We start from the raw sequence: 11,439 nt of genomic DNA on the forward strand, positions 1-11,439 counted from the left end.
GATGTACTATGTAAGAAACAGGTGGATTACATTCTAAAAGAAGTTGGTAAACCAACTTCTTTTTTTTATTATGCTTCCTTCTCTTTTATGGTATACTGAAAGCGACAAAATGATTGGAGCTCCCGATGAAAAAGATCCCCTTAGTATTTTCAGGTTGTCTGTTAGGATTGGTTGGCGCTGGAAACCTTCTTGCAGACTCGCTACCCTTCCTTGCCCATGCCTTTAGTCTGACAGGTTTGTTCTTCTGGTTTTTCTTTTTAGTTTATCATGCGATTCGCTGGCAAGAAACCAAGATAGAACTCCAACAGCCAGCCCTGTTATCTGGGATGGCGACCTTTCCCATGGCAGGGATGATTCTATCCACCTATCTTTTTCGCCTCTTTCCCGCCTTTGGAGGTCTATCTCAGTTAGTTTGGTGGTTAGCCTTTCTCTTGGATCTTTGCTTGATTCTTTATTTTACCAAGACCCATGTCATGGTGCGTCCAAGAGCCAATGCCACTCCGAGTTGGACCGTTCTCTATGTGGGTATTGCAGTAGCAGCCTTGACCTACCCTGTTGTAGGAATCAGAGAGATTGCTTATCTCGCTTTAGTGATTGGTTTTGGTTTGACCTTTCTTCTCTACCCAGTCATTTATTTTGATGGGAAAAAGCAGCCCTTACCCAATCATCTGTTAGGGCAAGAAGGCATCTATTGTGCTCCATTTTCCCTTCTTTTAGCAGCCCTGGTTCGTGTGGGTGGAGCAAGCCTTCCTACCTGGTTCTTACTGATCATGGTGATGGCCTCGCAAGGGTTTTATTTCTTTGTTTTGACGCGTCTGCCAAGAATGATCAAAGAAGGTTTTCACCCCGCTTTTTCAGCTCTTACCTTTCCAACGGTCATCACAGCGACCTCTTTAAAAATGGCCCAAGGCTTGTTGCAACTGCCTTTCTTGACAGTTCTTGTATGGATGGAAACTCTTCTTTGTCTCTTGATTTTAGTCGCTGTTTTAGGAGGTTATGTAGCTTTTCTTAAAGAGTAAGGGTAGGCATCCTTATGATTGATTCCTGGACGCGATTATGGTAAGATGCACTATACGATTTGTCATATTCTATAAGAAAGGTCTCTATGAAATTCATCAAAGGAAAGCTCTCACTGCTTTATCCCCTCTTTCTGCTCTTGTTTTATTTTTATATCCGGCCTCAGTTTCGCCCCTTGGCCCAGTATGTCTCTACTAGTCTAGCAAGCGCAAATAGCTATTATTGGACCTTATTTGGCCTAGAAGGGCTATATGCAACCTTTGCAGGATTTTTGGTCTATCGTTTTTCTAAAAAAGCGCAGTTTAAGCTGGGAAAAAACCCTCTTCAATCTCTGATGGAAGCCATTTTTGCAGCCTGTTTGGTCTACTGGTTGGACTACTTCATCAGTGGTTTTGTTCAAGGACGGGCAGCCGTTTTGAATCTCTTTCCTAGGGAAATAAGTTCCACAGGGGTGCTCATCCTGGTGATCGCAATGGTCATTATCCGGCCGGTGACAGAAGAGCTGATCTTTCGTGGAGCCTTGGTAAATGCCTACTTCAAAGGCTGGAAACTCTATGCAGAGATTTGGCTTCCAGCCCTCATCTACAGTGGCCTGCATTTTCTCCATACTCCCTTTTCGTTAGGGGCTTGTATCATCTATCTCCTACCGAGTGTGATTTTTGGGACCCTGTATTATCGGAGCAAGACGCTCCTTTCTCCGATTTTAGGCCATATCTTGCTCAATCTATACTACACCTTGCCTTTGCTTTTATCTGTATTCCAGTAGCAACCGATTTCCTGAGGGAGATTGGTTTTTTTTGAAAATATGGTATAATAGAATAAATTTAATAGAGGGAGTTGAGGTTTGAAAAAAAGCTACCGCGTCAAACGTGACAAAGATTTTAATGCTATTTTTAAAAGTGGTCAAAATGTTGCCAATCGGAAATTCGTTATTTACCGTTTGCGCAAAGACCAACCACATTTTCGAGTCGGCCTGTCTGTTAGTAAGAAGCTGGGAAATGCTGTGACTAGAAATCGCATCAAACGTTTGATTCGCCATGTTTTGATCAAACACCAAGCCTTCCTTACGACCGATGATTTTGTTGTCATTGCTCGTAAAGGAGTGGAGGAGCTCGACTTTCATCAAGTTGAGAAAAATCTTGTACATGTCTTAAAATTAGCGCATGTCTACCAAGAAAGGGAATAATGTGAAAAAGAAACTGAAGTTAACTGGATTATTAGGAGCAGCCTTATTGGTCTTGACAGCTTGTGGGACCTCTCAAGTGACAGCTCAGTCGACAGGTGGTTGGGAACGCTTCGTCTACTTCTTTGCCGAAGCCATTCGCTTCTTGTCATTTGGCGGAAGTATCGGTGTGGGGATTATCGTCTTTACTATTGTGATCCGGACGGTCCTCTTGCCGCTTTTCCAATATCAAATGAATTCAACCCGCAAGATGCAGGAAATTCAACCCCTACTCAAGGAATTGCAAGCCAAGTATCCTGGAAAGGATCTAGATAGTCGGACCAAGCTTTCTGAAGAGATGCGGGCCCTTTACAAGGAAAAAGGCGTCAAAACATCTTCAGCCTTTCTTCCTCTCTTGATTCAGATGCCGGTTTTGATGGCCTTATTCCAAGCGCTGAGCCGTGTAGAATTCCTTAAAGTCGGTCACTTCCTTTGGTTGGACCTTGGCGCGATCGACCCGACTTACATCTTGCCGGTCCTTGCAGCTCTCTTCACATTTTTCAGTAGTTGGTTGACCAATAAAGCCATGCCAGAGCGTAATGGGAGTGCAACAACCATGATGTATGTGATGCCTGTGATGATCTTCTTCTTTGCCTTGTTCTCAGCCAGCGGGGTCGCACTCTACTGGGTGACTTCCAATGCTTACCAAGTCGGACAGACCTATCTCTTGAACAACCCCTTCAAGATTATCGCAGAGCGTGAAGCAAAAGAGCAAGCTTCGCGAGACATGGAAAAACAAAAACGCCGTGCCCTAAACAAAGCACAGAAAAAGAAAAAATAAGAAAGAGGTGGACATATGGTCCTATATACTGGAGCAACTGTTGAAGAAGCTATTCAAAAAGGCCTGAACGATTTAGATATTCCCCGTATGAAGGCACATATTACAGTTGTAGCGCGTGAGAAGAAAGGTTTTCTTGGCTTGTTTGGGAAAAAACCAGCCCAGGTTGAGATTGAGCCGATTGCAGAAACAACGGTTGTGAAAGCCAATCAAAAAGCCGTCAAAGGTGTCCCAGATGAAATCAATGCGCAAAACGAGCCGGTTAAGACGGTGAGCGAAGCAACGGTCGATCTCGGACGCGTCGTTGCAGCGATCAAAAAGGTCGAAGAAGAAGGAGAAGTTGTCTCTGAAGAAATCAAGACAGAAATCCTCAAACATGACAAAGAAGCAGACACCGTTCTTGAAGAAAAAGGGCATGAACATATCCTTGAGAAAGTCAAAGAACCAGTAGCAAAAGAATCAAATGAGTCTGATTTCTCAAACCTTGGTATCGAAGTAGAGGAAAACTACAATATCGAAGAAGTCGTCACAGATGTGACAGCCTATGTTCAAACAGTAATCGATGAAATGGATGTGGATGCGACCATCTCAAGTAGTCACAACCGCCGTACGGTCAATATGCAAATTGATACCAATGAGCCAGGACGTGTCATCGGCTACCATGGGAAAGTCTTGAAGGCTCTTCAACTCTTGGCACAAAACTATCTTTATAACCGCTACTCAAAGAATTTTTACATTACCATTAATGTGAATGACTATGTAGAACACCGGGCGGAAGTTCTTCAAAGCTATGCTCAGAAGTTGGCAACGCGTGCCCTTGAAGACGGGCAAGCCCAACAGACAGATCCAATGTCAAACAGTGAACGGAAAATCATTCACCGTATCGTCTCTAAGATGGAAGGGGTCACTAGCTACTCTGAAGGTGAAGAACCAAATCGTTACGTGGTGGTAGACATCGAAGGATAATCTAGCGATTATTTCTCATGAGGGAGAGATAGGATTGAGCCTCTCTCTCTTTTTTATTGGGTTTAGAAAGGAAACAGATGGCATTTGCAGCGATTCGAGAGTTTTTAAAGCTTCAAGGAATCAAATACCAAGCACCAGAAAAGGCAGGAGTACTAGCCCCAGAGATGGAGCAGTATCGTACACTAGCTCAAGCGGCTCGTAAGGAGTTTACAGAATTGGTCTCAGCCTTTCAGCAGCGTCACCCCTATTTGGAGCAAGATCGGACCAGCCAGTGGATGAACCAGGCTCAAGTCTTGCGTCCTCATTTTTGGGCTTATCTAAAAGGAGAAGGAACGATGGCAGAGCCTATGTTTGCCTTGAGACTTTATGGAGACGCAGCTGATTTTGGAGTTTCCTTAGAGGTGAGCTTTATCGAGCGAAAAAAAGATGATCAGAGCCTTCCAAAGCAACACAAGGTTCTTACTCTTCCCATCTCTCAACCAGTCTATTACCTTGCTCAGGAAAATGGTGAGAGTCGAAGGGTAGAAGGAACAGAAAAGAATCGCCATGGTCTTTTACAAGCAGTAGAAGAAGGAGCGGTTCGTAAGGTCCTCGTCAAATACGATGTACCTCTAGTTGAGGAGGGGGCTCTTGAGGATGTCTTGGAGCAACTCCAAAGTGCGATGATCGCACTGGAACCCTATTATTTGGCAACCCGTCAGGTGTAGAAAGGTTTTCTCCGACCTGTATTTGCAACAATTTTGCCATAGCTATTGACAAATAGAGCTGAATCCGATAGAATAGTAAAGTATGTTTAGTAACTGATCACAACTAGCCGGCTAAACGAATACAAAATCTATGAGGAGGTATTCATCGTGAAACGTACTTATCAACCAAGTAAACTTCGTCGTGCGCGCAAACATGGTTTCCGTCATCGTATGGCAACTAAAAATGGTCGTCGCGTATTGGCAGCTCGTCGTCGTAAAGGACGCAAAGTTTTGGCTGCGTAATTCAGATAAAAAACTAAAAACCAGTAGAAACTCGAGACTACTGGTTTTTGTTTTATCCGAAAGTGAATTTAGAGGCGCTTTCTGCTATAATAGAAAGAAGAAAAACTCGGAAGAAAAGGAAGATCATGCAGATTTTTGATACCCACACCCATCTCAATGTGGAAGAATTCGCAGGAAAAGAACAAGAAGAGCTCGACTTGGCCAAGGAAATGGGGGTTGTAGCCCACAATATCGTTGGTTTTGACAAACCAACGATTGAGCGAGGAATAGCCTTGGCAGACCAGCATCCAGAACTCTATCTCACGCTTGGTTGGCACCCCACTGAGGCAGGAGATTATAGTCCTGAAGTGGAGGCCTATTTACTTGAACAGTTGAAACATCCCAAAGTCGTCGCCCTAGGAGAAATTGGTCTGGATTACCACTGGATGACAGCACCAAAAGACATTCAAGAAAAGGTCTTTCGTCGTCAGATTCAATTGTCTAAGGACCTGGACTTGCCTTTCGTGGTGCATACGCGTGATGCTCTTGAAGATACCTATGCCATTATCAAGAGTGAAGGAGTCGGGCCTCGCGGTGGGATCATGCATTCCTTCTCAGGAAGTTTAGAAGAAGCCAAACGCTTCATGGATCTGGGGATGATGATCTCTTTTTCTGGAGTGGTGACGTTTAAGAAAGCCACAGATGTCCAAGAAGCAGCAGCTGGCCTTCCGCTCGATAAGATCTTGGTTGAGACAGATGCCCCTTATCTAGCACCAGTTCCCAAACGTGGCCGAGAAAATAAAACAGCCTACACTCGTTATGTAGTAGACTTCATTGCAGAACTACGTGGCTTAACAACAGAAGAAGTGGCTCAGGCAACCTATGACAATGCAAGAAAGGTATTTGGCCTTGACTGAGAAAAGAAAAATACCAGAAGTGATTATCGTGGAGGGCAAGGACGATACAGCCAATCTCCGTCGTTTTTATGAGGTGGATACCTATGAAACACGAGGCTCTGCGATCGATCAAGATGACTTGGAACGAATTGCTACCTTGCAAGAGTTGCGTGGGGTCATTGTTTTTACCGATCCAGACTATAATGGCGAGCGCATTCGCAAGATCATTATGCAAGAGGTGCCCCAGGCCAAACATGCCTTTTTAAATCGAGGCGAAGCAGTACCCAAGTCCAAGACCAAGGGGCGTTCCTTGGGAGTGGAGCATGCTAGCTTTGAAGACTTAGAAAAGGCCCTGGCTGGACTCGTGGGCTCCTATGAAGATGAGACGTTCTTTGATATTACCAAGTCAGACCTGATGCGACTCGGTCTGCTGATGGGTAGTGACAGTCGCAAACGACGGGAATGCTTAGGAGAAGCCTTGCGCATCGGCTACTGCAATGGTAAACAATTGCTCAAACGCTTGGAGTTGTTTGGAATCAGCTTGGCTGAGGTAGAGGATGCTATGAAAAGTTATGAGAATAACTAAGTGAACCTCAAATGTAAGTAGAAGGTGTTACAATAGTAGTAAATAAAGTTATTTCTAGGAGATTCATCTTAAAAAATTCAAATAGAATGTATAAAGGAATAACAATATGAAAATAATCGTTGATAGAGAATCTATCTGTATGGGGGACGATGTTCTGCCTCACAAGATAGAGCTTGAAGTCTCTGAAGACATGACGGTAGAGGAATTCTGTAGGTTCCTTCAAAAGGACAGATATTTGCCTAGATTGGATACAGAATGGCTTCTCCGACATGGTGGGCAGACAATAGCAAGTTATCATACAGAAACAAAAGAAGTGACGAATCCAAATACTTATCTAAAAGATCTGATTGATCAGAGCTCTGGAGATAATGTTTTTGTTTGGATATATCATCGTTTATATTAGAAAAGAGAAATAATGAGAATTGCAGATTATAGCGTGACCAAGGCAGTGCTGGAGCGTCACGGTTTTACCTTTAAAAAATCCTTCGGACAGAACTTTCTGACCGACACTAATATCCTTCAAAAGATTGTGGATACGGCAGAGATTGATAAGCAGGTCAATGTCATCGAAATCGGTCCAGGAATTGGAGCTCTCACTGAGTTTTTGGCAGAAAATGCGGCAGAAGTCATGGCTTTTGAGATCGATGACCGCTTGGTCCCTATCTTAGCGGATACCTTGCGTGATTTTGACAATGTCACGGTTGTCAACCAAGACATTCTCAAGGTAGACCTCAACCAGTACATCGCAGAGTTTAAAAATCCCGAGCTTCCGATCAAGGTAGTGGCCAACCTTCCATACTACATCACGACTCCCATCCTCATGCACTTGATTGAGTCTAAAATTCCTTTCCAAGAATTTGTGGTCATGATGCAAAAAGAGGTGGCAGACCGCATCTCAGCTGAGCCCAACACCAAAGCTTATGGGTCTTTGTCTATTGCGGTCCAATACTATATGACGGCTAAGGTAGCCTTTATTGTGCCTCGCACCGTCTTTGTGCCAGCGCCAAATGTCGACTCTGCTATCCTCAAGATGGTCCGTCGTGAAAAACCGGCAGTAGCCGTCAAGGATGAAGATTTCTTCTTCTCTGTCAGCAAGGCTAGCTTTGTCCACCGTCGCAAAACGCTTTGGAACAACTTGACTAGTCGCTTCGGCAAGACCGAAGAAATCAAAGCCAAACTGGAAGCTGGGATCCAAGCAGCCGGTTTGCAACAATCTGTACGAGGAGAAGCTCTTAGTTTAGCAGACTTCGCCTGTTTAGCAGATGGCCTTCTAGAAGCAGGAATAAAATAACAGAAAAGCCATAGGTTATAACCTATGGCTTATTTGCATCGTAAGGAAAGGACGGGATTTGAACCCGCGCGTGAAGAAAATCCACTTGCCGGATTTCGAGTCCGGTGCCGTACCAAGCTGGGCCACCTTTCCAAGATGCGGAGAAAGGGATTTGAACCCTCACGCCCGAAGGGGCACATGCGCCTGAAGCATGCGTGTCTGCCGTTCCACCACCTCCGCATAGTTCTATTATACACTTTTTAGGAAAAATGCCAAGGAAAAAAAGGAACAGGGAGCGTACGGACGGCTCCTGTTCCTTTTATCCATAGATCATTTCAATGCCGCAGGGTATAGGCTATCTTGCTCCTTGGAGGTATCTTTGAGGATAAAGATGGCCCATAAAAGAGCTAAGATGCAGACCACCAAACCTGGGATGCCCCCTTCAGGACCAAATTCACCACCGGTGATCAAGGTGTGATTCGAAGTTGTGAAGTACATGAGGGATGATTCGCTATCAAAGCCACTGACATGAAAACCATAGACATTTCCCATCAGGAAATTCCAGGCAAAGTGGAAACCACAAGGTCCCCAAATATTCCCGCGTTTCAGGGCATAGACTGCTGTAAAGATTCCAAAGAAGAAGAGATGAACAGTAGAGAACCAAGAAGCACCGTTATTATTCATATGGAAGTAGGAGAACATAGTAGCTGAGATCAGGATGGCCAGAAGGGCATTGGTATGGTAGGAGATAGTTGGAATCAACCAGCCACGGATATAAATTTCTTCTGCCGCAGTTTGGAAAATATAGCCGATCAAGACCAAAATCCAAGATACAAGAAATGGCATACTAAATTGAATGCGATGGAATGTGGCATTCCCTGTGATCAAAAAGACAATCAAGACTGTTGTGATCATGATGCCTCCCACAAGGCAACCTTTGGCGAATTCAGAAAGCCCATTTCCTTTGGAAAATCCCATGGTTCGAATAGGCCGCTTTTCAATCAAGCGAACCCAAAGGAAGAAGGCAATGATGGTATAGAGGAAGGACCAAAGGTCAAGGATGTTCCACCAGTCTGGGATCCAGTGTTGCTTATTGAGAAAGAAGCTGGTCGATGCCGTGCTAACAGGTGACATGTACTCTGTGATGTAATACAAGATAAACGGAGCCAAAAACCAAGGTGTAAGAAATTTCCCCTTTTTGATATTAGCAATCAAGGGATTCTCTTTAGAAAGAAAAGAAAGACTCATAAAGGACCTCCATTTAAAAACGTAGAACCAAGAAAAAAGTTTCTTTGTTCAGCCGAGTAGTCGTTGAAACAAGGCGCTTCTTGTCGTCACTTCCTTTCTACGTTCTTGTTTCTAGCTTCCCACATGCAACTTATTTATGAATGTTTCTTCACATTTATTATACCTGAATCAGGAAGCGGTTACAATACCCCTATCTTTATTATCCCTAAAAATTTTACTGAAACTAGTTCCAGATTTTCTTATCAAGCAATCCAGCCTTATTTCTCATTTTTTGGTATAATAGATAGTATTAATCTCAAAGGAGTGCGATTTGCAAGGAACCATCGTCAAGGCCTTGGCTGGCTTCTACTATGTGGAGTCAGACGGCCATATTTACCAGACACGGGCTCGTGGAAATTTTAGAAAAAAAGGACAGACTCCTTATGTGGGGGATCAGGTAGAGTTCTCTGCTGAAGAGAATTCGGAAGGCTACATTTTGAGTATTGCCCCTCGAAAAAATAGCCTCGTGCGCCCTCCGATTGTCAATATTGATCAGGCAGTAGTCATCATGTCGGCTAAGGAGCCGGATTTTAATGCCAATCTCTTGGATCGTTTTCTGGTCCTTCTAGAACACAAGGGGATTCATCCCATTGTCTATATTTCAAAACTGGACTTGTTAGAAGATATGGCAGATATACACTACTACCAAGGAATCTATCAGGCTATTGGCTATGATTTTGTCTTGTCGATTGAGGAACTTTTGCCCCTTTTAACCCATAAAACTACTGTCTTTATGGGACAGACCGGTGTCGGAAAATCAACCTTGCTCAATAAAATCGCTCCGGATTTAGAACTTGAAACGGGTGAGATTTCAGATAGTCTGGGGCGTGGTCGACACACGACCCGAGCTGTCAGCTTTTACCATTTAAATGGAGGAAAGATTGCGGATACACCAGGCTTTTCATCCCTTGATTATGAAGTGACAACCAGTGAAGATTTAAATCAAGCCTTTCCAGAAATCGCAGACGTGAGCCACTCTTGTAAATTTCGTACCTGTACCCACACGCATGAGCCTGCTTGTGCGGTAAAACCAGCCGTTGAAACAGAGGAAATTGCGACTTTCCGATATGAGGATTACTTGCAATTTCTAAGTGAGATTGAAAACCGTCGCGAAACCTATAAAAAAGTTTCGAAAAAAATGCCAAAATAGGAGACAATAGAAGAATGAAAACAATGAAAATAGCACCCTCAATTTTGAGTGCAGATTATGCCAATTTTGAAAGTGAGTTGAAACGCTTAGAAGCAGCTGGAGCTGACTATGCTCATATCGATGTCATGGATGGTCATTTTGTGCCAAATATCAGCTTTGGGGCTGGTGTCGTAGAGAGTATGCGTCCGCATAGCAAGTTGGTCTTTGATTGCCACTTGATGGTGGCCAATCCCGAACACCACATTGAAGAATTTGCCCGTGCAGGTGCGGATATCATCAGCATTCATGTGGAAGCGACTCCTCATATCCACGGAGCTCTTCAAAAAATTCGTCAAGCCGGTGTGAAAGCTAGTGTTGTGATTAATCCAGGAACTCCTGTAGACAGTATCAAACACGTCTTGAACTTGGTGGATCAAGTCTTGGTCATGACCGTTAATCCAGGATTCGGTGGCCAAGCCTTTCTTCCAGAAACAATGGACAAGGTGCGCGAATTAGCGGCTCTTCGTGAAGAGAAAGGATTAGACTTTGATATCGAAGTCGATGGCGGAATTGATGGCCAAAGTATTTCTCAAGCAAAAGAAGCCGGGGCTAATGTTTTTGTAGCGGGCTCTTATGTCTTTAATGGAGATGTCAATGAGCGTGTGCAAACGCTCCGAGATGCCATCAATGGTTAATATAGGAGTATTGGCGGGTGGAGATTCTTCTCTACTACCAAAAGATCAAGAGCTATACGTAGGTGTCGACGGAGGCTGTTTGAAGTTGCTGGAACAAGGCTTGCCTTTAGATATGGCTGTGGGGGATTTTGATTCCATTTCTGAAACTGATTTGAGCAAGATCCGCACCCAAGCCAAGCAAGTGGTTCAGTCCGTCCCTGAAAAGAACGATACGGATTTGGAATTGGCCTTGAAAGCAGTCTTTGAAGACTATCCAGATGCTGCAGTCACAGTTTACGGTGCCTTTGGTGGTCGCTTGGATCACTTCTTGTCTAATATCTTTTTGCCGACCGATCCAGACCTAGCTCCCTATATGGAGCAGATCCAATTAGTCGATGGTCAAAATCGTCTGATTTACAGACCAGTTGGCTGCCATGAGATTCAGCCAGATCCTACTAAGTCCTATGTTGGTTTTATGCCTGTCGGACAAGGTCGCGTAGAGATCACAGGGGCCAAGTATCCGCTCCATCCGGAGAATTATTTTTTGAAGGCCATGTATGGCTCCAATGAATTTTTAGATCAACCGATTCAAGTGAGTCTCGACCGTGGCTATCTTGTCATTGTTTATAGTAAAGACAGAGGTTAA

15 protein-coding genes and 2 tRNA genes are annotated in these 11,439 nt (G+C 44.1%); 14 read left to right on the forward strand and 3 right to left on the reverse strand.

The window, feature by feature from the left end; genetic code table 11:
• The first annotated feature begins 125 nt into the window (after positions 1-125).
• From ACVC7Q_RS06280 to rsmA, 11 genes are all read left to right on the forward strand, one after another.
• Positions 126-1,019 carry a TDT family transporter gene (locus ACVC7Q_RS06280; protein WP_447265234.1) on the forward strand — a complete coding sequence of 298 codons (894 nt, stop codon included), beginning with the start codon at positions 126-128 and terminating at the stop codon, positions 1,017-1,019.
• An 86-nt stretch (positions 1,020-1,105) separates the two neighbouring features.
• Positions 1,106-1,783, forward strand: a complete 678-nt coding sequence (locus tag ACVC7Q_RS06285) for a CPBP family intramembrane glutamic endopeptidase (RefSeq protein WP_447265235.1) — start codon at positions 1,106-1,108, stop codon at positions 1,781-1,783.
• A 78-nt stretch (positions 1,784-1,861) separates the two neighbouring features.
• Positions 1,862-2,203: a ribonuclease P protein component gene (gene rnpA, locus ACVC7Q_RS06290; RefSeq protein WP_447265236.1), complete on the forward strand. Its 342-nt coding sequence runs from the start codon at positions 1,862-1,864 to the stop codon at positions 2,201-2,203.
• 1 nt (position 2,204) lies between these two features.
• The gene (locus ACVC7Q_RS06295; protein ID WP_003015944.1) at positions 2,205-3,020 is read left to right on the forward strand and encodes a YidC/Oxa1 family membrane protein insertase; all 816 of its coding nucleotides are present in this window, start codon (positions 2,205-2,207) and stop codon (positions 3,018-3,020) included.
• A gap of 15 nt (positions 3,021-3,035) precedes the next feature.
• The gene (gene jag / locus ACVC7Q_RS06300) at positions 3,036-3,983 is read left to right on the forward strand and encodes an RNA-binding cell elongation regulator Jag/EloR (protein ID WP_031573879.1); all 948 of its coding nucleotides are present in this window, start codon (positions 3,036-3,038) and stop codon (positions 3,981-3,983) included.
• Positions 3,984-4,060: 77 nt separating this feature from the next.
• A complete protein-coding gene (locus ACVC7Q_RS06305) occupies positions 4,061-4,690 on the forward strand; it encodes an HI_0552 family protein (RefSeq protein ID WP_447265237.1) in 630 nt (209 codons plus the stop codon).
• A gap of 147 nt (positions 4,691-4,837) precedes the next feature.
• Positions 4,838-4,972, forward strand: coding sequence for a 50S ribosomal protein L34 (gene rpmH, locus ACVC7Q_RS06310; RefSeq protein ID WP_003003086.1), 135 nt, complete (start codon positions 4,838-4,840; stop codon positions 4,970-4,972).
• Between the two features lie 125 nt (positions 4,973-5,097).
• Positions 5,098-5,868 carry a TatD family hydrolase gene (locus tag ACVC7Q_RS06315; protein ID WP_049506561.1) on the forward strand — a complete coding sequence of 257 codons (771 nt, stop codon included), beginning with the start codon at positions 5,098-5,100 and terminating at the stop codon, positions 5,866-5,868.
• A complete protein-coding gene (rnmV, locus tag ACVC7Q_RS06320; protein ID WP_447265238.1) occupies positions 5,840-6,433 on the forward strand; it encodes a ribonuclease M5 in 594 nt (197 codons plus the stop codon). The genes ACVC7Q_RS06315 and rnmV overlap by 29 nt, the downstream gene beginning before the upstream one ends.
• 106 nt (positions 6,434-6,539) lie before the next feature.
• Positions 6,540-6,836 carry a hypothetical protein gene (locus ACVC7Q_RS06325; RefSeq protein WP_447265239.1) on the forward strand — a complete coding sequence of 99 codons (297 nt, stop codon included), beginning with the start codon at positions 6,540-6,542 and terminating at the stop codon, positions 6,834-6,836.
• A gap of 12 nt (positions 6,837-6,848) precedes the next feature.
• On the forward strand, positions 6,849-7,724 hold the full coding sequence (rsmA, locus tag ACVC7Q_RS06330) for a 16S rRNA (adenine(1518)-N(6)/adenine(1519)-N(6))-dimethyltransferase RsmA (RefSeq protein ID WP_447265240.1): 876 nt from the start codon (positions 6,849-6,851) through the stop codon (positions 7,722-7,724).
• A 43-nt stretch (positions 7,725-7,767) separates the two neighbouring features.
• Here rsmA and ACVC7Q_RS06335 read toward each other — a convergent pair.
• From ACVC7Q_RS06335 to ACVC7Q_RS06345, 3 genes are all read right to left on the reverse strand, one after another.
• Positions 7,768-7,856, reverse strand: a tRNA-Ser gene (locus tag ACVC7Q_RS06335).
• Between the two features lie 4 nt (positions 7,857-7,860).
• Positions 7,861-7,943, reverse strand: a tRNA-Leu gene (locus tag ACVC7Q_RS06340).
• 90 nt (positions 7,944-8,033) lie between these two features.
• Positions 8,034-8,951, reverse strand: a complete 918-nt coding sequence (locus ACVC7Q_RS06345) for a CPBP family intramembrane glutamic endopeptidase (protein WP_447265241.1) — start codon at positions 8,949-8,951, stop codon at positions 8,034-8,036.
• 310 nt (positions 8,952-9,261) lie between these two features.
• On the opposite strand from ACVC7Q_RS06345, the gene rsgA reads away from it, so the two are divergent.
• From rsgA to ACVC7Q_RS06360, 3 genes are read left to right on the forward strand one after another with little or no spacing between them, the layout of a single operon-like run.
• The gene (gene rsgA / locus ACVC7Q_RS06350) at positions 9,262-10,140 is read left to right on the forward strand and encodes a ribosome small subunit-dependent GTPase A (RefSeq protein WP_447265242.1); all 879 of its coding nucleotides are present in this window, start codon (positions 9,262-9,264) and stop codon (positions 10,138-10,140) included.
• A gap of 14 nt (positions 10,141-10,154) precedes the next feature.
• Positions 10,155-10,814 carry a ribulose-phosphate 3-epimerase gene (gene rpe / locus ACVC7Q_RS06355; protein WP_447265243.1) on the forward strand — a complete coding sequence of 220 codons (660 nt, stop codon included), beginning with the start codon at positions 10,155-10,157 and terminating at the stop codon, positions 10,812-10,814.
• On the forward strand, positions 10,807-11,439 hold the full coding sequence (locus ACVC7Q_RS06360; RefSeq protein WP_447265355.1) for a thiamine diphosphokinase: 633 nt from the start codon (positions 10,807-10,809) through the stop codon (positions 11,437-11,439). The genes rpe and ACVC7Q_RS06360 overlap by 8 nt, the downstream gene beginning before the upstream one ends.

This window comes from Streptococcus sp. W151, from assembly GCF_053010205.1.